Below are 26421 nucleotides of genomic sequence, written 5' to 3'. Positions count from 1 at the left end.
TGGCTACGTTTGACGCAACGAATCGCGTCGTGTCTGGATGCACAATAGCCGACAAACGCTCGACGGGTCAGGAAAACATTCAAGCCCGCAAAATCCCGCTCGATGAATCGAGGCGCTTCAAACCTCAAAGACGACAACTGACCCTTAGCGTCGCAATCAGGCCAGGGTTATTGTCAGCAAACTCCAGCGATCCCCGGTGCAGCGTCGCCACCGCCTTCACAAGCGCCAGGCCAAGCCCCACGCCGGGGGTTCCGCGACTTGCGTCGCCGCGATAAAAACGCTCGGTCACCTTGGGCTTTTGCGCGTCCGGAATGCCAGGACCGTCGTCCGCCACCGAGATCGAGATCATGTCGTCGTGGCGAATCGCAACCACTTTGGTTTCACCACAGTCCGGCGCAAACTTCAGCGCGTTGTCAATCAGATTGCCGATCGCTTGCGCCAGCAAAAGCTGATCGGCCACGGCCGTGAGATCGTCCCCGCATTCCAGCGACAACGCGACCCCGCGCAATTCAGCTACAGGTTGATAAAATTCAACGGCATCCGAAACAATCGTCTTCAGATCGCACGGCGCAAAACCCGAGCGCCTGACACCCGCGTCGATTTCGGCAAGACGCAATAGCGCGTTGAAGATACTGATCACCCGGTCGACATCCGACAGCGCCACCTCCAACTCCGGCAGTATCTCCTCATTGCCCAGCCGTTTCGACGTGCGAGTCAGCACTTCGAGCCGCGCACGCAATTCGGTCAACGGCGTGCGCAAATCGTGAGCAATGGCGTTCGACACGTTGCGCACACCATGAATCACTTCGATCAGCGCCTCTTCGGCCTGCTTGCGGGTCTTCACTTCCTGTTGCAACTGGACATTGTGCTTTTCCTGCAATTGCTGCAACGCCCGCAGTTTCAGGTGCGTATCCACTCGCGCGGCCAATTCTTCCATCTGCAACGGCTTGGTAATGTAGTCCACCGCGCCTGCACGAAAGCCCGTGATCTTATCCTCGGTACGCGTCAGGGAAGTCATGAAGATCACCGGAATGTCGCGGGTTTTCTCCATCGCCTTGAGTCGCCGGCAAGTTTCGAAACCGTCGAGTCCCGGCATCATCACATCGAGCAGGATCAAATCGGGTTGCGCCAGTTCCGCACGCCGCAATGCCTCCATGCCATCGCGGGCGATCGCCACCCTCAGGTTATTGCTCTCCAGACATTCGACCACCAGCCCGAGATTGGCGGGCGTGTCGTCAACCACGAGCACAACGGGCGTATCGGTATCGAATGGTTCGGCTAAGCTCACGAGTTGATATCCAGATGTTGTTCTATCAGCGATAGCAAGGCTTGCGACTCGTAGCCTGCTGCCAGACGGCGCACCAGCGCCGCAAAGGGTTCATAACGGCTGTCGAGGCTGACGAGACGATCCGCATGACGCACGATGTCGCGCATCGACCCCAGCAACGCAAAGCGATGCAGCACGGCCAGTTCATCGCGCGGCGGAGCGATCAGCGCTGCGTCCGCTCCGACAGGCGTTGGACGAATCGAACATTTCAAGCAGAGTAGCGCGGCGATCTCTTTTAACAGCCGGTCGAGATCGAGCGGCTTCTCGAGAAAGACGTCCGCGCCCGCACCGAGGTTCGCCTGGGCATTGCGTTGCGATGCGTCCGCGGACACGGCGATCACCGGCACATGACGCAACTCCTCCGAGGCGCGAATATGCCCGAGCATTTCGATGCCGCCCATCACCGGCATGACGGTGTCGAGCAGGATCAGGTCGGGCGGCGATACCATTGCTTTGGCCAACGCATCGCGGCCATCGGCACTCTCCGAAACGCGAAAGCCGCAGCGTTGCAGCGCGTCGACGATCAGCGCACGATTCCCGGCAACGTCGTCGATCACCAGCACATGGCGCTCATTGCCGTCACAGCCCAGGATCTCCAGCGCCGCAGCGCAATCCGAGGCCTGCGCATACGAAACCGGCGCATCGAGCTGGAACCAGAACATGCTGCCCTGACCGACGACGCTCACCACCTTGATTTCACCGCCCATCATGCGCACCAACTGACGGCTGATCGCGAGCCCGAGACCCACGCCGCCGGTGCGCCGGGTGAAATCGCCGGCCTGTTCGAACGGCTGAAAGATCGTCTCGAGCCTGTCCGGACTCACGCCGACGCCGGTATCGCGCACCTCGAACCGCAGCCGTGCGTCGCTAATCATGCGTACTGCCAGCGTGACTTCACCGCGGTCCGTGAATTTGACCGCATTGGCAAGCAGATTCAACAACACTTGACGAAGGCGCTTCTCGTCGACGCGAATCACCTTCGACAGATTCGGCGGCACCTCATAGTTGAGGATGAGCTGCTTCTGGTCGGCGCGAACGCTCACTATCTCGGCGATCACGCGCAAGAACGGCCCGAGCGGCACATCCGTCACATTCAGTTCGAGCTTGCCCGCCTCGATACGCGCGAAGTCGAGCAGGTCGTTGATGAGCATGAGCAGATGCTCGCCGCTCTGTTCGATGACACTCAGGCTCGCCAATTGCCGCTCGGTCATCGCCGCATCGCGCCGCAAGATCTGCGCGTAACCGAGAATGCCGTTCAATGGCGTGCGCAATTCGTGGCTGATGTTGGCGAGGAACTGATCTTTCGCGCGGTTCGCCGATTCCGCCGCGTCTTTCGCAACCCGCACCGTATCTTCGAGCGCCTTACGCGCCGAGATATCCTGAAGAATCGCAATGGTGTGGATCGCCCGTCCGCTCGAATCACGCTGAAGCGCGACCGACACGCTCACCCAAACCCGCAAGCCGTCGCGCCTGAAGAGCGGCATTTCCTCCGAATAGTGCGAGAGCCGGCCTTCGCTCAACTGGCGCAATTTCTCCGCGCTCGCAGCAAGGAATTCCTGATCGGCGATGTCCTGGAAACGCCTTTCCAGCAAACTCTCGCGCTCATAGCCGACGATATCGCACGAGCGCTGATTCACGCGCAGGAACCGCCCGTCGAGATCGCAGTGCACGATGCCGACCGCAGCATTTTCGAAGGTGCCGCGAAAGCGCGCCTCGCTCGAACGCAGTGCCTGTTCCGTGAATTTCAGCTGGGTAATATCTACCAGACTGCCGACGAAGCGAATCGGTTTGCCGTCGGCGTCCCACGTTGCCATGCCGCGCACGAGCACCCACCGCACGGTTCCGTCGCTATGGCACAGGCGGTTCTCCACCTCGAACACATCGACCTCTTTGCCCAGGTAGCGGAGCATCGCGGCTTCGGTGCCCGCGCGGTCCTCCGGAAGCAGGATGCTCATATACGCGTCGTAGTCCAGCAAGGTCTGCGGACGCGTATAGCCCAGCCACTCCCAGATGTTCGAGAAGCGCGCGAAGCCCCGGCGATGATCGCCCTCGGGCATGTCGATTTCCCACACGCCGACGTTGGACCCGTACATCGCCGATTCGAGGCGTGCATTGGTCTCGCGGAGTATTTCGGCTTCTTCGGCGCGACGCCGCTGTGTCACGTCGCGAAACACCAGCACCACGCCGAGGATGTCGCCGCGCTCGTCGACGATTGGCGAACCGCTGTCGTCGATCGCGATCTCGCGCCCGTCGCGCGCCAGCAGGACCGTATGATTCGCGAGCCCGACGATCGTGCCGGCCGCCAGCACGGCTGCCACCGGGTCTTCGGCCGGCGCGCGGGTGGTCTCGTTGATCACGCGGAATACTTCCGCGAGCGGCCGCCCCATTGCCGCCTCGCGCGGCCAGCCGGTCAGCGCTTCGGCGACCGGGTTGATGAAGTTGATGCGCGACTCGCGATCGGTCGCGATCACCGCGTCGCCGATACTGGAGAGCGTGACGGCATAGCGTTGTTCGCTTTCGCGCAGCCGCCGTTCCGCGCCGTGCTTGTAGAGCGCCATTTCGACGACGGTCTTCAATTGCGTGTCGTCGAACGGCTTCAGAACGTAGCCGAACGGTTCGGTGACCGTGGCGCGCCGGACAGTGTCCTCGTCGGCATATGCGGTCAGGAAAACCACGGGCAGATTCATATTTTCGCGAAGCAGCCGCGCGGTGTCGATGCCGTCGAGCTTGCCTTCCAGCCGTACGTCCATCAGGATCAGATCAGGTTCGGTCTCGGCGGCGAGAGGCAATGCGTCTTCGCCACGCGCCGTGATGCCGACCACGGTGTGGCCCGCGCGGCTCATCTGCTGCGCAATGTCTCGGGCGACAACGCGATCGTCTTCGACTACAAGAATGCGGGCGGGCGCCATAGTGTGCTTATCCACGTCCGGTTGCGTTGAAAAGAATGCTGCAGGTCGTGCCGCCGCCGCGGCTCAGCTCCACGGTGCCGTGCAACTGGTGGGTCAGGTCGTGAACCAGTTGCAGGCCCAGCGAGTCCGCCTCTTCCAGTGAGAATTCCGGCGCGATGCCGACGCCGTCGTCCGCGACAGTCAACCTGCACCGCTCGTTGTCGAGCGCGCCGAGTTCGACGCGCACGCAACCGCCGCGCCCGTGCGGAAACGCGTGCTTCAAGGCGTTGGACACCAGCTCGTTGATAATCAGCCCGCACGATACGGCGCGGTTCATATCGAGCTGCACATCGTCGACCTCGACCGACAACTCCACTTCCATCTGCCGCATGTCGTAGGCGCGCGCCAGATGGCCGCACAAATTCTTCACATGGGTCGCCATCTCGATCCGCGCAAAATTGCCGGCGCGATACAGGTTCTCGTGCACCAGCGCCATCGAACGCACCCGGTTGCGGCTGTCGGCGAAGAGTTCAGCCACGGCCTTGTCGGTCACACGCGCCGCCTGCAAGTTGAGCAGGCTGCTGATCAGTTGCAGATTGTTTTTCACCCGGTGATGCACTTCGTGAAGCAAGGCTTCCTTCTCTTCGAGCAGCGCCTCTTTCTCTTCCAGCGAAGCGTTTTCCAGCGAAATGGCGGCCTGCGACGCGAGAAGCTCCAGCACTGCGAGGCGCGCCGGCGTGAACACGCCCGGCGCGAGATCGTTTTCCAGGTACAGCACGCCGATCAGTTTCGCCTGCTTCACGAGCGGCAAACAGAGCACCGCGCGAGCACGCGTCGTGCGGAAGTATTCGTCCGTCGAGAACGGATTGGGCAGCGACGCGTCGTCGAGCAGAACGCGCTCCTGCGTGCGAATGCTGGCATGCAGAATCGAGGCCGGCACATCGCGCGGCGTTACAACGGCGCTGTGAAGCTGGACCTCGATACCCTCGCGATTCGCGAGTGCCTGCGCCTCGACCCACAATTTCTCGTCACGCGGCAGAACGAGCAGCGCACGTCCGGCGCCGGCATGTTCGAGCACGATGGTCATCAACGTGCGGATCAGTTTGTCGAAGGCGATTTCGCCCGAAATGGCTTGCGATGCCTTGACGACCGTTTCGACATCGAGTTGCTCCGCCACGATGCTGCGCGTCGGCGCAATGGCGGCGGGTTCGTGGACCAGGTTCGGATAGCGCCGGTCGAGCGCCTCGACCTTTCCTAACGCGCCCCACCGGAGGTAAGCGAGCCGCGCGTTGCCCAGATAGACGAATGCGATGGTCGTGAAGCCACGCGCCAGATAGAACGTGCCGGCCACTTCATGCGCCAGCCCTTCGATCAACGGAAACTCGTGCTCGTGGGCGAGACGGATTGCATTTTCGTATTCGCGCATCGCCTCGAATTCGTTGCCGTTGATACGCGCGATCTCGCCGGCCACGAGCGCCGAACGGCAGGCGAAATTGCCCGGGCAATGCTCGGCCCAGGTGACGAGTCTGGCTTGATGCTCGACCAGCGCCCGGTATTGCGCCTCATGCTGATAAGACGGCGCCTCGTCGTACTGGCGCGCGCATGCCAAGGCAGCGTAGAAATGATATTCGGCGATTTCGAAGTGACCGGACGAGGTCCACAAGAGCGGCGCCGCTTTCGCGGCGGCCGCCGTCGCCGCCGTTATATCTCCCGCGAAATAGCGCCCTTGCAGCCTGCGGATCCAGTACCAGCACGTCGCGATCGAGAGACAGGGATCGGCTTCAAGATGCGCTTCGAAGGTAGTTTCGTCGAATGCCTCATCGTTGAAGGAGCCGAATGAGGGTGTCAGCCCGCGCAGGGTTCGAATCAGTTGCAACTGCGACCCGATAATGTCGACGATCAGCCCGAATTTCGCGGCCTGCACCACGCCCAAACGCTGCTGCGCCACGCGCTCGACATCGGCGAGCGGATCGCCCGCAGCCAGCAGGCTCGTGACGAGGCAGCAACTGCTGAAGCCGGTGTAAGTGAGGTCGCCGCTCTCGCTGGCGACGTCGAACGCGCGCCGCAACAGCGGCAAAGCGGTGCGAATGTGTTTCGTCCACGGCATCACGTGATACGCGAAGCACATGTAGACGCGCGGCCTGAAACGTTGCAGCCCGCGCTCGTCGACGAGCGCGAGGCCGAGCCGGCCGAACTGGAACGCCGCCTCGTAATCGCCGAACACCGGGCCGGCCACCATGCCGAGGTAGGCATAACCGATCGACGACGCGTCGCTATTGCCGTGTTCGAGGCTCAGGTTCGCCATGCGGCACAGTACGAGGCAGACGAGATTCTCGTCGCTGAAAAAGGCCGGCGGCAGCACCGCGGTCAGCACATCGAGCGTGGCACGCCGGTCGCGATGAGTGAGAAGCGGCAGATCGATCAACGACTCGATCGGAGAATCGCCGATCTGCGCGAGAAGCCGGTCGTATTCGCCGCGCGCCTCCTCGCGGCTGGGATGAGGCTGCCAGTCGATGCCGACCTCGCGCAGATAATCGAGGCAGATCTGCACCGCCAGATCGCTCTGATCGAGCGCGGTGAACAGCGTGACACGCAACCACGCCACCGTTGCCCGATCCGGCAGATCGACCGCTCGCCGCGCGAGGTCCGCGAGCCGCTCCTTGGCCAAGCCGGTGTCGCCGGTAAGGAACTCGCACTCCGCGAGGCCGCTCTCCAGCGCGAACTTGAGCGCGTAGCAGGTCTCCCATCCCGCGTCGCCGAGCATGGCGCTGCCGATCGACAGGTACGTCGCCGCCGACGCATAGGCGGACGACGTCTTGGCGCGCCGCCCGGCAATCAGATTGAATTCCACCACCTGTAGGCGCTCGGCGGGGTCGTCGACAATTTCGATCGCGCGGTTGTACTGGTTGACGATCTCGAAGATGTTCTGCTCGATGTCCGCGGCGCTCGCGTTGGTCGCGAACATCCGGCCGATCCCCAGATGAGCGGCCGCGCGCTCGTTTTCGGGAATCAGCGCGTAGGCCGCTTCCTGGACCCGGTCGTGCAAAAACGCATAGCCCTGCTCGCGCCGGAACACGAGGCCCGCTTCCACCGCATCGGCCAGCGCACGGTGTACGCCCGCGTCCGAATTGCCACTGACTCGCGCGAGCATCGCGGTCGCCGCGCTGTTGCCGAAGCACGCAAACTGTTTGAGCGCGGCCTGCGCGGCATCCGCCACACGTTCGATCTTGCCGACCATCAGGTCGACGACGCTGTCGGAAAAGCGCGCCTCGCGCAGCGCCGCCATGTCCCATACCCACACGCGGCTCACCGGATCGAACGCGAGGTGCCGGTGCTCGGCGAGCATCTTGAGAAATTGCACCGTGAAGAAAGGGTTGCCGCCGGTTTTCTCGACAATGAATTGCGCGAGCAGCGCGACCTCGGCCGGCGCGGCATGCAGCGCTTCGCCGATCAGACGCGCCACGTCGCCAAGCTGCAGCGGCGCGAGCACGATATCGTGGACGGGCACGCCCAACTCGCGGATCGCCACGAGCGCGCGCGCGAGCGGATGGGCAGGCCCTACCTCGTTGTCGCGATAGGCGCCGACGAGCAGCAGATTACGCAGGTTCGGCGCGGCAAGCAGGCTTTCGAGCAGACTGAGCGTGCCGGCGTCGAGCCATTGCAAATCGTCGAGAAAGAGCACGAGCGGATGTTCCGGGTCCGCAAATGCGCCGATGAAGCGCCCGAACACGCCTTGGAAGCGAACCTGCGCTTCCTGCGCCGAAAGCTCGGGCACCGGCGGCTGCGGGCCGAGAATCTGTTCGACTTCCGGAATCAGGTTGACGATCAGTTGACCGTTCGCACCGACTGCCTCGGCGAGCCGCCCGCGCCAACGCGCCAGGTGCTCCGCGTCCTGGGCGAGGACATGCTGCGTCAGGCTCTGAAACGCCTGCCCGAGCGTCGCATAAGGGATATCGCGCTTGTACTGTTCGAATTTGCCCGCGGCGAAGTGCCCGCCGGACGGCCCGAGGCTGGTCCGCAGTTCATGCACGAGCGACGATTTGCCGATCCCGGAATAGCCCGACACGAGCACGAGTTCCGCCGCCCCTTGCCGCACCACGCGATCGAACGCGGCGCTCAGTGCCTGCGTTTCCGTTTCGCGGCCATACAGGCGCTCGGTAATCACAAGGCGTTCGGGCAAGTCGTGAGCGCCGAGTGCGAACGGTTCGATGCGCCCGTTTTGTTCCCAGGCATTCAGGCAGCGGCGCAGATCGTCTTCAAGACCCTGCGCGGTCTGATAGCGATCCTCGGCGGTTTTCGCAAGCAGCCGCATGACGATCGCGGCGACCTGTTGCGGCACGTTGCCGGCCAGTTCGTTCAACGGAATGGGGGTTCTGGCGATATGGCAGTGGATCCACTCGATCGGCGAGTTCGCGCGATACGGCGACTCGCCGCTCAACATCTCATACAACGTGATGCCGAGCGAATAGAGGTCGGCGCGCGAGTCGATCGCGCGATTCATGCGGCCGGTCTGTTCCGGTGCGAGATAGGCGAGCGCGCTCGCCGTGAAGTCAGGCAGCGCGCCGGCCAGCGCCTCGCCGCTCGCGTGCGAGGCAATGCCGAAACCAGTCAACGCCGCGTCGCCCGTTTCCGGATTCACCAGAATATTGGCTGGCCGGATGTCCTTGTGGATCAGACCGCGCCCATGCAGCGCGCCGAGCGCCGACGCGAGATTGGCGGCAACCAGCAGAAAGCGGCCAAGGGGCAAAGACTCTTTCGGCAGCGCGGCCAGCGACACGCCGCCCGGGTCTTCGAGCACCAGCGCCGTACTGCCGCGGTGTTCGATCAGCGCGTGCGGCCGGGTGGCGAACCGGCCGTCGAGCAGGCCGCGCAACTCATACGCATGCTCGAGACGCGCCTGACTCGTGGCGCTGGGTTGCTGCGCCGGCAAGGTGACGGTGAGCCACGTTGGCGTGCCGTCGCGCCGGTCGATACGGGACAGCAGGAACTCACCGTCATCACAGAGTGTTTCAAACCCGAAGCCTGCCAACTCGATCATGCTGCCCCCGCCTGCCCCTGTCGCGCTATTCGTTCGCCGTCAGCATGTAGCCGGCGCTGCGAACCGTCCTCAGCAAGGACCGCTCGAAGCCCGCGTCGATCTTGTGGCGTAATTTGCTTACGTGAACGTCGATGACGTTCGTTTGCGGATCGAAGTGATAATCCCAGATATTTTCGAGCAGCATGGTGCGCGTGACGACCTGGTCGGCGTGGCGCATCAGGTACTCCAGCAGCTTGAACTCGCGCGGCTTCAGCAAGATCGGCTTGCCGGCGCGCGCCACCTTGCGCGAGAGCAGATCGATCGAGAGATCGCCGACCTTCAGGGTCGTCTCCGCGTAGCTTTCATGCGCGCGACGGGTCAGCGCATCGAGCCGCGCCAGCACTTCGCCGAATGCAAACGGCTTGACCACATAATCGTCACCGCCCGCCTTCAGGCCGCGAATCCTTTCGTCGACGTCGTCCAGCGCGCTCACGATCAGGATAGGCACCCGGTTGCCGGTCGCGCGCAAGGCCGTGATGATCCCCAGGCCGTCGATCCCGCCTGGCAACATGCGATCCATGATGATGGCGTCATAGGTTTCGCTGGCGGCGAGAAACATGCCGTCCCGGCCGTTGTCGGCCGAATCGATCACGTGGCCTTCCTCGACGAGGCCTTTTTTCAGAAATCCCGCAACCTGTTCGTTGTCTTCGACGAGCAAGATTTTCATTTAACGCTCGCGCCTTCCCATCGTCATTTGATGCACCGCCGGGGGCAACAGCATGCCCTCGGGCGAATTACCCGCCAATCGGCCGATTATCCGCGAAAAGCGCGACATCCGATTTACGGATGCCATTAAATTTTTTTAATCTTTCCGCAAACTGGCGCCGGTAGAGTCACGGTTATCAACTGCGAATCACCTGCGAATCACCTTCGAATCACCCGCGTCTTGCGCGCCTTCAGGCTTTCCGAACTGCAGCGTTAACTATCGTTAATGATTTCCCCATCCTGAGGAGATCGCGCTGCTCATAAGATCGTCTCCATTGCCTGGATGTGCAATCACGAAACCCCAAGCGGAATGGTCATGATAAAGATCGGACGAGTCGACGTTTCGCCAGAGCTTCGGCAGCTTTATCTGGAAGGCCGGCCATTGCGCGTCGGCGCGCGCGCGTTCGATATTCTCGAAGTGCTGATCAACGCGAGCGGGCGGCTGGTCAGCAAAGAGGCGCTGTTCCAGCAGGTGTGGCCGGAAACGGTGGTGGAGGAAAGCAATCTGCAGGTGCATATTTCCGCGCTGCGGAAGTTGCTCGGCGAAGACAAGGACCTCATCAAGACCATACCGGGCCGCGGCTATCGCCTGATCCGTACACACGACGCAGGCACCTCGACGGACGAAGCGTCTGCCGACCCGCCGCGCCTCGACGAGCGCCCCGCCGCGCACAACGTGCCGCACTGCTGCACCCCGCTGATCGGGCGCGAGCAGGCACTCGCGGACGTGATCGCCGCGCTCGATTCCGCGCCGCTCGTGACGCTGGTCGGCACCGGCGGCATCGGTAAAACACAGTTGGGGCTGGAAGTGGCGCGCTGCCAGATAGCGTCGTTCGAGGCGGTCCGCTTCGTCAATCTTTCGGTCGTCGAACACCCGGAGGCGACCTTGAGCGCAATCGCCGAGGCACTGGGATTGCATGCCACACAGGCCGAGACCACGCCTGAGCACCTGATTCAAGCCATCGGCGCACGCGAGCTGCTGCTCGTACTGGACAATTGCGAGCATGTGATTCAGGAGGCCGCGACCATCTGCGAGCAACTCATCGAGGTCAATCCCAATCTCAGGATCCTCGCAACGAGCCGCGAGCCCTTGCGAACCCGCATCGAACAGATTTACTGGGTGGCGCCGCTCGAGGTGCCCCGCGAAGACGTCGCGCCTGAAGACATTCTCAACTACAGCGCGGTCCACATGTTCATTGCGCGAACCCGCGCGCGTGATCCGCACTTTCGCCCCGACAGCGAAAGCCTCAACCTGATCGGCACGATCTGCCGGCGGCTGGACGGCGTGCCGCTCGCGCTGGAACTGGCCGCGGCCCGAGTCACCGCGCTGGGTATCGGCGAACTGGTCGCGCAACTCGACAATCGCTTTCGCGTGCTCACCGGCGGACTGCGCACCGCGCCGGCACGCCAGCAAACCTTGAAGGCGGCGCTCGACTGGAGCAGTCAGTTTCTGTGCAAGCGCGAGCGCACCGTGTTGCGCCGACTCGGCGTGTTTCGCGGCAGCTTCCATCTCGGTGAGGCGTGTGCGATTGCCGCATGCGAAGACCTCTCCGTCGACGACGTGACCGAAGCGATCGCCGGTCTCGTCTCGAAGTCGCTGCTCATGTTCGGGCCGCGCGGTTCGGCCATGAGCTATCACCTGCTCGAAACGACCCGGGCCTACGCGCTGCAGATGCTGGCCGAGGCCGGCGAGAGCGAAACCGTCGAGCGCTGGCACGAACACTATGCCCGCACGCGCGGCGCCGCGGGGGACGCGATGGATGCACCCGCCGCGCGCTACGGCTGATCGCGTCTCGCGATCCCGGACCGTTGAACGAACGCGATGCGCACGCTTGCGCTCAGGCCGCGCCGTTCCTGCGTCCAATGGCCAGCTCGATCGAATCGAGCAGCACTTCTTCCGCGAACGGTTTGCGCAGGAAGCTGATGGCGCCGTGCCGCAGCGCGCGCGCCACGGTCACGTCGTCGCCATGCGCGGACATGAATACCACCGGGATATTTCTGCCCTCCGCGTTCAGTTGGCGTTGCACTTCGAGGCCTGGCATGCCCTGCATCCTGACATCGAGCAGGACACACAGCGCATCGTCAACCTCCGGAGAAGCAAGGAATTCCTCTCCCGACGAAAACGTCACAGCCGTATAACCCACCGCTTTCAGCAGGTTTCCGACACCACTTCGTACCGATGCGTCATCGTCGACGATGCAAACAAAGCTCATAGCTGCCAATACTCCAATTGCGCCGACGTAATCACAGAAAAAAATATCCGGCGCGATATTCACTGCTTCAGGAGGCTCAGCGCGTGCGGCGTATCACTTCCCACATTCTGGCGAGTTCGATGAGCGTCTTTGCCTGCATCTTGCTCATCACTCGCCGTTTGTGCACTTTCACCGTCACTTCCTGCGTGCCGAGTTCATGTGCCATCTGCTTGATCATCCTGCCTTCCACCGCCAGTTCGAATACGTCCATTTCGCGCGGCGTCAACGCGGCGGCACGTTGCAGCACATCCGCATGGAACGCGCGCTCCGCGAGGTTGGCCTCGTCTTCCGCCAACGCTCGCCGCACTGCTTCGAGCAGCTCCTCGTCGTCGATCGGCTTGGTGAGGAATTCATGCGCACCCGCCTTGATCGCGCGCACCGACATTGGAATCGATCCGTAGCCGGTCAGGAAAATAACGGGCACCTGTACGCCCTGTTGCGCGAGTTGGCTTTGCACGTCGAAGCCATTCGTGCTTTTCAGGTTCATGTCCAGCAGAATGCACATCGGCACGTGCGGAAATGCTTGCGACAACACCTCGGCGGGCGACGCAAAACCTTGCGCATTGAAGCCTGCCGAACGCAACAGGCGCACTAGCGCGTCACGCACCGTTTCCTCATCGTCAATCACATACACCATCGGTTCGAGTTCCGAAGGAACAGGCATTGCAGAGTCCACAAAAAATTCGAGCGCCGTCATCGTACATGAGGCCCGACGCGACCAACGGCTCTGCGAAACGCGGTCAATACCGATCTCATCGCGAGGCAACGGCTTCCATCGCCAGCTTGCCGCCGAGCGCCGCCGCGCCGAACACGCGACCATATGGCTGCTCGTAAGCGGGCGCGAGGTAGGCCGCCCGTCTGCTCAACACTGCGTCTGCCTCGTCCGATTCGTGCAGCTTGCGCAACGCATATTCACGGGTCGTCTCCAGCAGGAAATACTCTTTGGTCTTGCTGTCGAAAGTCGTCATGAGAAAGCACTTCGAAGCAAGGCCGACAATCGCCTCCGTCACTTCGTTGCACGGCAGTCGTGCGCAGGCGGCGACGGCACACGCGGCTTCGAGCGAAAAGCGGGCCGGGAACACGCCTAGCCGGTGCAGCACCAGGCGCTCCGTCGTGCTGAGCAGCTGATAGCTCCAGTCGAGCGCGGCCTCCAGCGTCTGCTGGCGCGGCGGCGCGGTTCGGCGGCCACCCGTGAGCGACTGGAAACGGTCGTCGAGTTCGGCAACCAGCTTGCGGATGCCGAACACCGCTGCGCGGGCCGCCGCCAGTTCGAGCGCGAGCGGCACGCCGTCGAGCCGGCGGCAGATCGTCGCGACCATCTCGAGGCTGCTGCGGTCGCTATCGACCGCAGCGTTGAGCGCGTTCATCTGCGTGAGGAACATGCGCACCGACGCGCAGCAGAGAATCGCCTGGGAACTTGCGCCCGCTTCGGGCGTGTCGAGCGGCGCGACCCAGTAGAACTTCTCGTCGCGCGTGCGCAGCGGCTCACGGCTCGTGGCCAGAATGCGCAGATCCGCGCTGGCCTGCACCAGCAGTTCGCAAATGGTGGCCGCCGACTCGATCACATGTTCGCAGTTATCCAGCAGCACCAGCAGCTTGCGGCCGCGAATCGCGGCGACCAGCGACTGAAGCGGCAAGTCGGCGTCCGCGCGCACCACACCGAGCGCGTCGGCGACGGTGTTGATCGCGGCCTGGGCGTTCTGCACCGAGGCGAGCGTGATGAAACACACGTCCATGTCCGAGATATCCGCAATCGACTTCGCCACCGCAATGCCGAGCTGCGTTTTGCCGATGCCGCCCGAGCCGAGCAACGTGACGATCGGCGTTCCCTTCAGCGCGCGGGCGATGTCGACAATGGCCGCGTCACGGCCGATCAGGGGCGTGTGGCAGACCGGCAAGCTGCTCCAGCGAGCCGCTTCTGCGTGCCTCGCCGCAACGGCGCCGTGCACGTCGGCCGGCCCGGACGGTTCGGCCGGAATGGTCAGGCGGTAGCCGCGGCCGGAGATCGTGCGAATCACCTGGCTATCGGCGCCGAAAATCTTCCTGAGCGACGACAACTGCACGTGGATATTGTTTTCCTCCACCACCGAGTCCGGCCAGACATGCCGAAGAATTTCGTCTTTCGTCACCGTTTTGCCTGCCGCGCGGATCAGCAATTCGAGAATATCGAATGCGCGCGAGCCGACCTGAAGCAATCGATTCTCCAGGTACACCTCACGCATTTCCAGCGACACTATGACTCGACCGATCTTGATCATGCTGCACTCACGCCTGGTTGATTAGCGGGACAGGCACGCTATGGCGATTTCGCCTGTTGCACCAACGCACTCAGTGCAAAGCTTGCGTCGTCGAACCCATACTAAATGGGAAAGTCATCTGAAACTATTATCCATAGGGATATGAGGCGGGCCGCCAGTGCCTGCCACCAGCGGGCCCAGTCCCGGCTGGTGGCGGTCTGCGGCGCAATTGCCGGGTCCGCGGAGCGCGTCCCGTATCACACCAACGTATGACTGCGTCATGCGCCGGGCCGGGCCGGCCTATCCGGCCGGCTTTGCCCGCCAGGCAAGGCATGACGCGCCTACGCCGCCTCCTGCGTGCGAATCGGCAAGCAACCGTGCTGCGGCGAAAGATCGAGGCCGCCCGGACCACGATACTGGGCCCCGTCAGTCTTCCCTCACCCGATTCAGTTGCGCAGCCCTTCGCGGCCGGCGCCCGGAGAACACGTCATGCGCACCGAGAAAGCCTTCCGGTTTCGCCCCGCTTACGGCTATGCAGCCGCCGTCGTGTGTGTCGCGCTCGCGGCCTGGGGCGCGGTGAATCCGCCGCCCACGCTCGGCATCGTGCAGACGCTCGACCAGACCGACCTCGACACCCAGTTGCCGCTCGAACGGTTTGCCGTCGCGGCGGGCAACGCGGCCGCCTCGTCATCGCGAGCGCTGCGGCAGACCGAGCAGTCGTTACCGCTTCCATTGCCGCGGCATGCCGAGCGGACCGTGCCGCAAGACCGACGCATCAGTGGCGATACGCGCAATGGGAAGGCTGAGGCCGGCAACGGCTTTGCGAGGCTGAGCACGCCACGCCGGAAGAGCAACGCGCACGATGACTACCGCACGATCGAAAACTGGAAGAACTGGACGTGACCGAAACGTTCCCTCTCGTCCGACCACTCGCCAATCATCGGAGGTACTCCATGATCAACCCATCGCAGCGACCCGCCGTGCCCTCCAGTGTCAAACCGGCGGCCACCATCGCGGACCCGAAAATCTGGCGCTGGTATGCGGATCTGATGGCCGATCGGCGCCTGGTGTGCGAGCACGACGGCGCACGGTGGGTCGTCGCGGTCGACGGAAGACGCCTCGCCGACGAGCGCGCATTCGAAACCGCGGTGCACAGCGCCTATGCGATGACGCGCGCGCTCTCGGCATTGAATAGCGCGCGCGTGGCCTGAGCCGCCGCAACACGCGCTACGCGGGAAGCACAAAAAAAAACGAAAAAAGAAGCGAAGGAAACGCAAGCAAGCGCCGCAAGCGGCGCCTGCCCGATCATTCCTCGTCGGGATACACCCCGGCCGACACGATGCATACAAAGGCGGTCGCTTTCAGCAGGCACTCCACCGAAGACAGCACGAATCCCAGCGGAAACACGCGATATTCGACCGGCAGCCCGAAGGCCACCGCCATCAGGCCGATCGTGCAAAGGAACGCGTAGACGATCCGCGCCATCCGGCTGCCGGACAGAACAAAGCCCACCAGCGCGACCCACAGCAATTTGGCGATGACGCACGCAGCCGCATCGCGCGTGGACAGGCTGACCCAGATCTCGAACGGCAATTCGAAAACCGACCAGACCGCGGTCGCGACAACGACCCGGCGCGTCCAGCGCCCGAGCGCGGCGGGTTCGACCGGAGCCAAAACCTGAGCGCGCCAGTCCATGGCGTCGGCGCGCTCGGCGGCCGGCACAAACATCAGATCGGTGCCGCTCGTGTCGCGGTGTGATTCGTTCAGATAGCGCATCTCGATGCTCCGGTGGTGCCCAGGTATCGGCGTGGATTGAGTCGCAGCGAATGAGTCGCAAGGAATGCGGCGCCGCTGCGCGGACTTCGCGTGGCCTCGCCGGGTGGAAACCATTATTCGCCGCGCCACTGCGCCGATCTTTTCAGAACGCCTGCGAGCTTTCGAAAATGCACGGCGCGTGCCGCCATGCCGCCCTGGCGCCGCCGGCCCACACCGTATCCGGCGTGCGAATCCGAAACAGACGGGCATTTAAACAAGATCCCAGTGCGGGCGCGGCCCATCCTTCCACTTCATGTCCCTCAACGAAACACCTGGAAACGGCCATGTCCAAACGAAAGACAATCCGCATCTACAGCGAGCCTGCGGGCGGCTGGGGTGCGCTGAAGGCAACCGGCGAAGCGCTCGCGCTGCAAGGCGTAGCGGTGTCCGGCGCGAAGACGCTGTTGCGGATGAACCAGCCGGAAGGCTTCGACTGCCCGGGCTGCGCGTGGCCGGATCCGAAGCACACGTCGTCGTTCGAGTTCTGCGAAAACGGCGCCAAGGCGGTGGCGTGGGAAGCCACCGCGAATCGCTGCACACCCGGCTTTTTTGCCGCGCACAGCGTCTCGGAGCTGGCCGCGTGGGACGACTACGACCTCGAAATGGCCGGCCGCCTGACCCACCCCATGGCCTACGACGCAGCCTCCGATCGTTATCTGCCGATCGAATGGGACGATGCCTTCGCGCTGATCGCGCGGCATCTGAACGGCCTGGATAGCCCCGATCAGGCCGACTTCTACACGTCGGGACGAGCGTCCAACGAAGCCGCGTTTCTGTACCAGATCTTCGTGCGCGAGTTCGGCACGAACAACTTCCCCGACTGCTCGAACATGTGCCACGAGGCGACCAGTGTCGGCCTTCCGGAATCGATCGGCGTCGGCAAGGGCACGGTGCTGCTCGAGGATTTCGAGGAAGCCGACGCGATTTTCATCTTCGGTCAGAATCCCGGCACCAACAGCCCGCGCATGATGAGCGATCTGCACAGCGCCTCGCGGCGCGGCGCGAAAATCGTCTCGTTCAATCCGTTCCGCGAGCGCGCGCTGGAGCGCTTCGCGTCGCCGCAGAATCCGCTGGAAATGGCCACGCTGGGCTTCACGCAGATCAGCTCGTTTCTGTATCAGGTGCGCGTGGGCGGCGACGTCGCCGTGCTCAAAGGCATGATGAAAGCCGTGATCGAGGCGGACGACGCGGCGCTCGCCGCCGATGCGCCGCGCGTGCTCGATATCGAGTTCATCGAAGGACATACGCACGGTCTGGCGGACCTGGTCGCCGATCTGCGCGCCACCCGCTGGGAGGCGATCACGCAGCAAAGCGGGTTGTCTCGCGACGACATCCAGAACGCCGCCGACATTTACATGAAGGCCAAAAACGTGATCCTCGTGTACGGCATGGGGCTCACGCAGCATCACCGCGGCACCGAAAATGTCCAGCAGATCGCCAACCTGGCGCTGCTGCGCGGCAATGTGGGCCGGCCCGGCGCGGGCGTGTGCCCGGTGCGCGGACACTCGAACGTGCAGGGCAACCGCACCGTCGGCATCACGGAGAAGCCTTCGCCGGCATTGATCGACGGGATCGAACGGGCCTTCGGCTTCCGGCCGCCCGCGGCGCACGGCCATGACGTGATCGCCGCGATCGAGTCGATGATGCGCGGCGACGCCAAAGTGTTCATGGCGCTAGGCGGCAATTTCGCCGCCGCGGTGCCCGACTGGATCCGCGTGCAGGCGGCGATGCGCAAGCTGGACCTGACGGTGCACATCGCCACCAAACTCAATCGCAGCCACCTCGTGCACGGCAAGGACGCGTTGATTCTGCCGTGCCTCGGCCGCACCGAGATCGACATCCAGGCGGACGGTCCACAGTCGATCACCGTCGAAGATTCGATGTCGATGGTGCATGCTTCCGGCGGCCGCAACGAGCCCGCCTCCCCGCATCTGAAGAGCGAGCCGGCGATCGTCGCGGGCATTGCGCGTGCCACGCTCGGCGCGCACTCCCACGTGGATTGGGAACACCTCGTGGCGAGCTACGACCGCATTCGCGACAAGATCGAGATCGTCTACCCGATCTTCCAGGCGTACAACGAACGGATTCGCGTGCCGGGTGGCTTCCATCTCGCTTCGAGCGCGCGCGAACGCGTCTGGGCCACGCCGACTGGCCGCGCGAATTTCCTCGTCTTCAAGGGACTCGACGAAAACCCGGTTCACAACGATCCCGACGCGCTGTGGCTCACCACCATGCGCAGCCACGACCAGTACAACACCACGCTCTACTCGCACTCGGACCGTTACCGCGGCGTGTTCGGCCAACGCGACGTGATTTTCATGAACACGCGTGAATTGCAGAAACGCAACCTGCATCCGGGCGACCGGGTGGATGTGTACGCGCTGTCCACCGATGGAATCGAGCGCGTGATCCGCAGCTTCAAGGTGATCGACTATTCGCTGCCCGACGGCTGCTGCGGCGCGTATTACCCGGAGGCCAATCCGCTCGTGCCGCTGTACGCGTTCGATCCGAAAAGCCGCACCCCGTCGTACAAATCCGTCCCGGTGAAGATCGCGCGCGCCGCGGCGGTCGGTCCCGACTCCACTCATCAGGCGGCGATTATCGGCGCTGCGGGAGCCCATCATGCATCTTAGTGACGTCCTCGATCTGTCTCGCGCCCAGTTCGCGATGACAGCCATTTTTCACATTCTGTGGCCGATTCTGACCATCAGTCTGTCGGCCTTCCTCGTTCTGATCGAAGTGCTGTGGCTGCGCACCGGCAACGTCGGCTATTACCGGCACGCGCGCTTCTGGAGCAAGCTGCTGGTGCTGAATTTCGCGGTGGGCGTGGTCAGCGGCATTCCGATGGAGTTTCAGTTCGGCACCAACTGGGCCGGCTTTTCGCGTTATAGCGGACAGTTCTTCGGCAATATTCTCGGCTTTGAAGGCGCGATGGCCTTCATGCTCGAAGCCGGCTTCATCGGCGTGATGCTGCTCGGCTGGGGCCGCGTGCCGCGCGCGGTGCATCTGTTCGCCACCTCGATGGTCGCGCTCGGCTCCAGCATCTCGGCCTTCTGGATCATGGTCGCCAATTCGTGGATGCAGACGCCGGCGGGCGTGACGGTGGAGAACGGCAAGATCATCGTGACCGACTATGCCGCGGCGATCTTCAATCCGGATATGGTGTGGGGCGTCACGCACATGTGGGTCGCGGCGATCGAAACGGGCATGTTCGTGATCGCCGGCATTTCCGCGTGGAACCTGTTCAAGCGCCGCAATCCGGAGTTCTTCGCGCGCTCGTTCAGGATCGCTTTGCTCGTGCTCGTAGTCGCCGCGCCGCTGCAGATCTGGCTCGGCGATTCGAGCGGCGGCAGCGTGTTCGAAACGCAACCGGCCAAAGGCGCCGCAATCGAAGGACACTGGACCACCAACCAGCCCGGCACCGCTGCCTCGTGGTCGCTGCTCGCCTGGCCGGACCAGAAAGCGCAACGCAATGACTGGTCGATCGAAGTGCCCGGCATGTTGAGCATTCTCGCCACCCATACGCTGCACGGCGAGGTCAAAGGCCTCAGCGACTTCGCGCCGGCCGACCAGCCGCCAATGCTGCCGCTGCTGTATTACGCGTTCCGCGTGATGGCGGGTATCGGTTTCGCTTTCATGGTGCTGGCCTTCTGGACCGCGTACGTGTTGCGCAAAACACGCGGCAATCTCGAACGGCTGCTCGAACAACGCAAGCTGCTGTTCGCCTGGGTGCTGTGCATTCCGCTGCCCTATGTCGCGGTCGAAGCCGGCTGGATCGTGCGCGAAGTGGGACGGCAGCCGTGGGTCGTGTACGGCTTGCTGCGCACGAAAGATGCCGTGTCGACCGTGGCGGCCTCGTCGGTGACGCTCAGCATGGTGATGTTCTTCTGCTTCTACGTCGTGTTGCTCGGCACCTTCTTCGTGCTCGCGCGCAACTGGCTGCGCGCCGGCCCCGACCTCACGCTGAACCCGCCTGCGGCCATCAAGGCCGAAGCGGCGGCGACCGTCACCGAGTACTAAACCATTCCCGTTGCAAGGACATCTCATGGACAGCTCCACTCACACGATGCTCGCCATCACCTGGTTCGGCCTGATCGGCCTGATGCTGGTGTTCTATGTCGTCACCGACGGCTTCGATCTCGGCGTGGGCATACTCAGCCTGCTGCGCAAGCGCCGCGAAGATCACGACGTGATGGTGCAGAGCATCGGCCACGTCTGGGACGCCAACGAAACATGGCTCGTCGTGCTCGGCGGCGCCCTGTTCGGCGCCTTCCCCGCCGCGTATGCGCTGCTTCTGCAGGACTTGTATTTACCGGTAATGCTGTTGATTGCCGGCTTGATCATGCGCGGCGCCGCGATCGAATTCCGTCACAGCGTGTCGCACGGTCCGGCCTGGGACAAGGTGTTCGGCATCGGCAGCCTGGTCGCCGCGATCGCCCAGGGCGTGATACTCGGCAAGGTGATCACCGGCCTGATTCCGGGTGACATGAGCGGCGTGTTCATCGCCGTGACCGCTATCGGCGTGGTGGCGGGTTACACGCTGCTCGGGTCCACCTACCTCGTGAAGAAGACCGTAGGTTCGATCGAGCAATGGTCGCGCCGCCTCGCCTTGCTGAGCGCGTTTGTCACGGTGGCCGCGGCCGTCGTGCTCACGGCGGCGACGTGGTTCATCAGCGAGGTCGGACAGGATCGGTGGACGCAGCACGGCGTGTTTCATCTGCTGGCTGCGCTGGGGCTCGCCTCGGCTCTTGCCTTCGCCTACATCATGGGGTCGCTCTATCTCGGCAGTGCGCGTGGGCCGTTTCGCGCCTCGGTTGCGTTGTTCGTGTTGTCGTTCGTCGGGCTGGCTGTCAGCCTGTTCCCGGACTTCGTTCCGGGCAAGCTGGGGATTGTCGAGGCTGCCTCCGATACCTCCACGCTGGTGTTCATGCTGATCGGCATCGGCCTGATCTTTCCGGTGATGATCGGCTATAACCTGTACCAGTACTACATCTTCCGCGGAAAGGTGATTGGCGAGGCACATTCCGGCGAATAATGGGCGGGCCTCCGCGAGGGCGGCGGAGGTTGTCGTAGCGGGTTGTTGTAGCGGGTTGTTGTAGCGGGTTGTCGTAACGGGTTGTTGTAAATCTCCCGGACACTCTCCTGCGCTGCTGAGCCAACAAAAAGGCGCGAATCCGATTCGCGCCTTTTTCTTTCCCTTCCTGCCGCATACATTCCCCGATCAATCCAGAACCGCCTCATTGACCACTCGCTCCAGAATCATCGCCCCGACATTGAGCGGTGCCGGCCTGCAAGGCCGGGGCTTATAGATCGCATCGCCCGGACGAATCGCCCGCCCGCTCACCGCACAAATGCCGGCCACCCGTGCACGGCTGGCGTGCCAGACCTGGTCGCCATACGAGCAATGCGTCGGGTCGCGCCACACCACCGTGGCGGTGGATTGCGACGGGCGGTCGATCACTTGCACCTGAACCTCGAAGCGCTCGCCCATCACCGGCAAATGCGCCTCTTTGCGCCCATCGTGAGCCGCCACCGTGGCTACGTCGAAGGCCGCAGCGTCCGTATTGCCGGACAGGACAGACAACAACCCAATGGTCTGCAGCCACGGATCGGTGAAACTCGCTTTCATCAGCATGATTGCACTCCTGTTTCAGATAAACCCATTGATCATCGGGACGGTCCGGCCGGAATTGCCGGCGCTGTGGGCCGATCAACGCATCCGCATGCGCTCGGGCACCACCCGGTCGATATGCCGGCATGACGCCGCGGCCTCGACCACCATTTCCGCCATTACCCTTGTTGCCTGTTGCCCGTTTCCTGCTGAACGAGCAATGCGCCAACCCGCAACACGCTGTCGTCATGCGAGGCACGCGCGCCGCTCGGCGGCGACCCTGCGTCGCTCATCATCGCGACCGCGGGCTGCCGCAGGAATGTCTCGCTCACTTCCAGAAACGCGTGAATCTGTTTACCGATCGACATTCGCTTTCATCCTCCAGCAGTAAGGCGTTTCTCCAACAATGCGTTTGAACACCGTCGTGAAGTGAGCCTGCGAACGGAAGCCGCAACTCAATGCGACGTCGAGCACGTTGTATTTCGTCTCGCGCAAAAGCGTCTGTGCATGTTCGATCCGGCGACGCAACAGGTAGTCGTGCGGACGCATGCCGGTCGCGCGACGAAACTGCGAGGCGAAGTGCATCCGCGTGAGCCCCGTGCTGTTGGCGATATCGGCGAGACCGATCGGTTCGGCAAGATGCGCTTCGACGAATTCGATCGCGCGGCTAAGCCGCCATGCCGGCAAGGCGCTTGCCTCGCGCGTCTGCCGCCCGGTCACGGTGAAGTGCCGTGCGATCACGCGCGACACGATCGCGAGGCTCACGCTGTCGGTGAAGACCTTGCCGAGCGCGGCGTCTTCGGATTGCGAAACGGCGAGCGCCTGTCCAAGACGTTCGAGCGCGGGATCGCGCACGAGCCTGGGATCGTCGATACGGATGTCGCCCGCGTGCGGCCGGCCGAACGTGTCTTCGAAACATTCACCCAGCACCTGCTGCGACACGAACAGATGCAGCACATCGGCGGGCGACTCGAACACGGCGCGGCACGCCACCTCCGGTGCGGTGATCTGCACGGCGCCCGCGGTCACTCTGCCGCGCACGAGCGTACGCTCGGCATGGGAGAACGTCAGCGACGTGCATTTGAGATTCATCGCCACGCAATGGTGCGCGACGCTGCCAGGATTGACGACCGCGATCGGCTGCGTGTCGTGACGGGTCCAACGCGACACGAGGATGTTGCCGCGCTCATGCGCGCCGGTATCCTCGTCGGTGGGACAGCGCCATTGATGCTCCGTGCCGACCCGGCTCACCAGCGTCCTGCGCACGACATCCGTTGCGGTTTCGGGATACGACATCGACGAACTGATCATGATCGGGTCATCCGAGTAAGTGATGTGACAGTGCCCGGTGAGAGCGGCGCTGCATGGACTCCAAGGTATCGCACGGCGGTGGGCCCAACCAGCCCTACATACGGTTGCCTGAAATGACCAATGGTTGGGTCGTTTCATATTCAGGTTTAGTCGCGCTGCGAACCGCGCAGGCAGCGCTACGCCGCGCCTCGCGGGCGCAAGCGCCGGGCGCGTGTGAGAATGGGTTGGAACGGCCGTGCTTCCCTGAACAGAAGCGGTGAACTACCTATACCTGCGTATGAGTCCGCTAGCCCGAGGGTCGCGGACTCTACGCACAAACTGCGCCGTCGCGCACGGCGGCGCTCAACTGCGCGAACTGCGCGCCGGCGTGGCCATGCCTTGCGGCGGCTTGATGCCGAGCGCCTCCGCCTTCAACACGAAATCGGCGAGCGAGCGCGCGCCCATCTTGCGCATGGCCTGACCGCGATGAATCTTGACGGTGATCTCGCTCAGATTCAGCTCGCCCGCAATCTGCTTGTTCATCAGACCGGCGGCGACGAATGCCATGACTTCGCGTTCGCGCGACGTCAACGATTCGTAGCAGCGGCGCAGGTCCGCCACGGAGCGCCTCGCCGCGCGGCGTTCCTCGTCGCTCGCCAGTGCATGCGCGACGGCGTCCAGCATGTCCTGATCGCGAAACGGTTTGGCCAGAAAATCCTTGGCGCCGGCCTTCATCGCCTTGACCGTCATGGCAATGTCGCCGTGCGCGGTCATGAAGACGATCGGCAGACCCAACTCGCTCGCCGCGATCTGCTCCTGCACCGCGAGCCCGCTTTGTCCTTTCAGACGCACGTCGAGGATCAGGCAGCTCGGCACGTCCGGCATGTCGAAAGCGAGAAACTCCTGCGCGGAGCCAAAGGTTTCGACACTCAGCCCGACCGAGCGCAACAGATTCCTGACGGCGTCGCGCATCGACTCGTCATCGTCGACCACGTATACCATCGAGCTGATTGCGTGAGTGCCGGCATCGGCGCTCACATCGCTGTGCGGATCACTGCTCATGACTTCTCCCTTCATCGACGGGCAGAACGAACTTCAGCACCGCGCCGCCCGCTTGCGGCGATTCGGCCCAGATGAGGCCGCCGTGCGCCTCGACGATCGAACGGCAGATCGACAGTCCCATACCCATGCCATCGTCCTTGGTCGTAAAGAACGTATTGAACAAACGGCCGGCGTTTTCTTCGCTGATGCCCGTGCCCGAGTCCTGCACCATCACCTCGGCCCGCTCGTCGTCGAAGCGGCGCGTGGCGATCAGCAGCTTGCGCGGCCCGGCCACCTCCGCCATCGCCTGTACGGCGTTCATGATGAGATTGATGAGGATCTGCTGCAGTTGCACTCGATCGCAGTAGGCGGTCAGCGGCGGCACCGCGAGGTCGACGTGCAACTCGATACGATGACGATCGAGTTCGCGCCGCACCAGTTCGATCGACTCGCCGACGATCCCGTCCAGATCCACCGTCGCCGGCAGACGGTCGCGCTTTCTCGCCATCGCGCGGATGCGCTGGATCACCTCGTCCGCGCGTTTCGCGTCGCGGATCATCTGCGCGATGGACTGCGCCGTTTCGTTGATTTCCGGCGCCGGACGGTTCAGCCAGCGCAGCGCCGCGCCGCCGGATGTCATGATCGCCGCGATGGGCTGAGTGACCTCGTGCGCGATGGAAGCGGCCAGCTCGCCGAGCATGGTGATCCGCGTCGCGTGAGCGAGTTCGTCGTTGGAACGGGCGAGCGCTTCCTGGGCGCGCCGGGCCCCGGTGATATCCATCAGCGCGCCGACATACTCGCTGTAGCCCGGCTGCCGGGTCGCGAGACGGGCAACGTAGTGAACATACTTGACGCTGCCGTCCGGCATGACCAGCCGGTGCTCGATATCGACCCGCGTTTCGCCGCCAGCGGCCTGTTCGAATCCGCCACGCACCAGCGCGAGATCATCGGGATGCGTGCGCGCGAGCATGGCGTCGATCGATGGCACGGTATCGCGCGGGTAGTCGAAGATGCGGTAGGCCTCGTCGGACCACCAGGTCTCGCCGTCCGGAAAGCGCACGGCGATGCTGCCGGTGTTGCTCAGCCGTTGCGCGTCGCGCAAAAAGGCCTCGCTGCGCTCGAGCGCCTGCTCCGCCCGCTTGCGCCCGGTAATGTCGTTGTTGGTCGCCAGCACCGCGCGCGGGTTGCCCTTCTCGTCGCGCCACAGCGCGGCGCGGCTCGAAATCACGACGACACTGCCGTCGTGCCGCACGCGCGTGAGTTCGCCCACCCAGCGGTTCGAGCGCAGCAACTCGGCGCGAATCTCGTCATAGGGGACGGGAAAGACCGTCTGCGTCATTTCCTGCAGCGATTGCCCGATGGCCTGCTGCGCGGTCCAGCCGTACAGCGCCTGGGCGCCGTGATTCCAGAAGGTGATGCGGTCGTTCATGTCGTGCACGACGATCGCGTCGTGCGCGAGGTTGAGCAGTTCCACCTGCTCCCGCAACGTGGTGGTCGCGGCCTGGTTCCTCAACGCCAGCATCGACGTGGTGGCGATCGCCAGCAGGCTTACCGCGCAGCGCGCGACCGCGCCGCTCGAGTAGGCCTCGTCGTGCGACATGACGAAGCCCAGCAGCGTCAGCACGACGCAACCCCAGGCGGTCGTGACCGTGAACGAGCGGTTGCCGGTCGAAGCGATCAGCAGTACGACCACGACGTACAAGACGGCGATTGCGATATCGAGCGGCGTCAGCGCGTCGATCACGAACACGGCGAGCGCGATGGCGGCGGCCAGCATCGTCGCGACATGGGCGTCGAGCGGCACCGTGGGGAGAGCGCGGCGGCAAGCCTTCATGACGGCCGGATCAGCGGGCCGCCGCACGGCAACGGCGCGCAACAGAAGAGGTAGGCGTGTACATGGTGTTCGAAACGGGCATGCGTGGACGAATACCGGCAGCCTGCCCGTCAGTTTGACAGCCAGCTGGGCTGTCAACACACATGACTGTCAGACCTACCGGCGAGCGGTAGCTTTCTATCTGAAATAGATCATGCGCGAGCCCGCGTCAATGGCGGTACTTATTTTTCCTTAAACCTTCCAAAAACGTGGTCGTGACAGATCCGTGCGTTCGGGCTGAAAGCCCCGTCGCACGGGTGTTGAGGCGGCGGGGGGGGGGGGGGGGGGGGGCCCCCCGGGGGGGG

The 26421-nt window shown here is 63.5% G+C and carries 19 protein-coding genes; 6 read left to right on the top strand and 13 right to left on the bottom strand.

Features of this window, described 5'->3' with window-relative positions; genetic code table 11:
* Positions 1-124 precede the first annotated feature (124 nt).
* Genes P0D71_RS26020 through P0D71_RS26005 form a run of 4 tightly spaced genes read right to left on the bottom strand, consistent with a single transcriptional unit; the run spans position 125 to position 9959 of the window.
* Positions 125-1288 (bottom strand): response regulator, encoded by a 1164-nt coding sequence (locus P0D71_RS26020; protein ID WP_408482779.1) that lies wholly within the window; start codon positions 1286-1288, stop codon positions 125-127.
* Positions 1285-4251 (bottom strand): PAS domain S-box protein, encoded by a 2967-nt coding sequence (locus P0D71_RS26015; protein ID WP_408482777.1) that lies wholly within the window; start codon positions 4249-4251, stop codon positions 1285-1287. Before P0D71_RS26015 ends, P0D71_RS26020 begins: the two co-directional genes overlap by 4 nt.
* On the bottom strand, positions 4244-9253 hold the full coding sequence (locus P0D71_RS26010; protein WP_408482775.1) for an AAA family ATPase: 5010 nt from the start codon (positions 9251-9253) through the stop codon (positions 4244-4246). Before P0D71_RS26010 ends, P0D71_RS26015 begins: the two co-directional genes overlap by 8 nt.
* A 25-nt stretch (positions 9254-9278) precedes the next feature.
* Positions 9279-9959: a response regulator transcription factor gene (locus tag P0D71_RS26005; protein WP_091803302.1), complete on the bottom strand. Its 681-nt coding sequence runs from the start codon at positions 9957-9959 to the stop codon at positions 9279-9281.
* Between the two features lie 354 nt (positions 9960-10313).
* On the opposite strand from P0D71_RS26005, the gene P0D71_RS26000 reads away from it, so the two are divergent.
* Entirely contained in the window at positions 10314-11783 is a 1470-nt protein-coding gene (locus tag P0D71_RS26000; protein ID WP_408482773.1) for an ATP-binding protein, read from the top strand.
* Between the two features lie 52 nt (positions 11784-11835).
* Here P0D71_RS26000 and P0D71_RS25995 read toward each other — a convergent pair whose 3' ends face one another.
* From P0D71_RS25995 to P0D71_RS25985, 3 genes are all read right to left on the bottom strand, one after another.
* Entirely contained in the window at positions 11836-12273 is a 438-nt protein-coding gene (locus P0D71_RS25995) for a response regulator transcription factor (RefSeq protein ID WP_286162100.1), read from the bottom strand.
* A gap of 13 nt (positions 12274-12286) precedes the next feature.
* Entirely contained in the window at positions 12287-12913 is a 627-nt protein-coding gene (locus P0D71_RS25990; RefSeq protein WP_408184863.1) for a response regulator transcription factor, read from the bottom strand.
* A gap of 88 nt (positions 12914-13001) precedes the next feature.
* A complete protein-coding gene (locus P0D71_RS25985) occupies positions 13002-14507 on the bottom strand; it encodes an ATP-binding protein (RefSeq protein WP_091803311.1) in 1506 nt (501 codons plus the stop codon).
* A gap of 468 nt (positions 14508-14975) precedes the next feature.
* Between P0D71_RS25985 and P0D71_RS25980 the strand changes: the two genes are divergently transcribed.
* Positions 14976-15389, top strand: coding sequence for a hypothetical protein (locus P0D71_RS25980; protein ID WP_408184865.1), 414 nt, complete (start codon positions 14976-14978; stop codon positions 15387-15389).
* A gap of 50 nt (positions 15390-15439) precedes the next feature.
* Positions 15440-15697, top strand: a complete 258-nt coding sequence (locus P0D71_RS25975) for a hypothetical protein (RefSeq protein ID WP_408184866.1) — start codon at positions 15440-15442, stop codon at positions 15695-15697.
* 94 nt (positions 15698-15791) lie between these two features.
* On the opposite strand, the gene P0D71_RS25970 is transcribed toward P0D71_RS25975, so the two are convergent.
* Positions 15792-16262 (bottom strand): hypothetical protein, encoded by a 471-nt coding sequence (locus tag P0D71_RS25970; protein WP_408184867.1) that lies wholly within the window; start codon positions 16260-16262, stop codon positions 15792-15794.
* 323 nt (positions 16263-16585) lie between these two features.
* Here P0D71_RS25970 and P0D71_RS25965 point away from each other — a divergent pair, with 323 nt between their 5' ends.
* The 3 genes from P0D71_RS25965 to P0D71_RS25955 are packed head-to-tail and all read left to right on the top strand — an operon-like array spanning position 16586 to position 21336.
* Positions 16586-18934: an FdhF/YdeP family oxidoreductase gene (locus tag P0D71_RS25965; RefSeq protein ID WP_091803324.1), complete on the top strand. Its 2349-nt coding sequence runs from the start codon at positions 16586-16588 to the stop codon at positions 18932-18934.
* Entirely contained in the window at positions 18924-20321 is a 1398-nt protein-coding gene (locus tag P0D71_RS25960; protein WP_091803327.1) for a cytochrome ubiquinol oxidase subunit I, read from the top strand. The genes P0D71_RS25965 and P0D71_RS25960 overlap by 11 nt, the downstream gene beginning before the upstream one ends.
* A gap of 25 nt (positions 20322-20346) precedes the next feature.
* Complete coding sequence (locus tag P0D71_RS25955) at positions 20347-21336, top strand: cytochrome d ubiquinol oxidase subunit II (protein WP_408482771.1); 990 nt, start codon at positions 20347-20349, stop codon at positions 21334-21336.
* A 186-nt stretch (positions 21337-21522) separates the two neighbouring features.
* Here P0D71_RS25955 and P0D71_RS25950 read toward each other — a convergent pair whose 3' ends face one another.
* The 5 genes from P0D71_RS25950 to P0D71_RS25930 form a co-directional block, all read right to left on the bottom strand.
* Positions 21523-21936: a DUF3331 domain-containing protein gene (locus P0D71_RS25950; RefSeq protein ID WP_091808862.1), complete on the bottom strand. Its 414-nt coding sequence runs from the start codon at positions 21934-21936 to the stop codon at positions 21523-21525.
* A gap of 155 nt (positions 21937-22091) precedes the next feature.
* Entirely contained in the window at positions 22092-22280 is a 189-nt protein-coding gene (locus P0D71_RS25945; protein ID WP_408184870.1) for a hypothetical protein, read from the bottom strand.
* Positions 22267-23223 carry a helix-turn-helix domain-containing protein gene (locus P0D71_RS25940; RefSeq protein WP_408482769.1) on the bottom strand — a complete coding sequence of 319 codons (957 nt, stop codon included), beginning with the start codon at positions 23221-23223 and terminating at the stop codon, positions 22267-22269. The genes P0D71_RS25945 and P0D71_RS25940 overlap by 14 nt, the downstream gene beginning before the upstream one ends.
* A 342-nt stretch (positions 23224-23565) precedes the next feature.
* Positions 23566-24264, bottom strand: a complete 699-nt coding sequence (locus P0D71_RS25935) for a response regulator transcription factor (RefSeq protein WP_408482767.1) — start codon at positions 24262-24264, stop codon at positions 23566-23568.
* On the bottom strand, positions 24254-26077 hold the full coding sequence (locus P0D71_RS25930) for a PAS domain-containing sensor histidine kinase (protein WP_091808864.1): 1824 nt from the start codon (positions 26075-26077) through the stop codon (positions 24254-24256). The genes P0D71_RS25935 and P0D71_RS25930 overlap by 11 nt, the downstream gene beginning before the upstream one ends.
* Positions 26078-26421 lie beyond the last annotated feature (344 nt).

This window comes from Paraburkholderia sp. RL17-383-BIF-A, assembly GCF_046028015.1.
GTDB lineage: Bacteria > Pseudomonadota > Gammaproteobacteria > Burkholderiales > Burkholderiaceae > Paraburkholderia.
The sequence above is the reverse complement of the archived record's forward strand: the minus strand, read 5'-3'. Positions and strand labels throughout refer to the sequence as shown.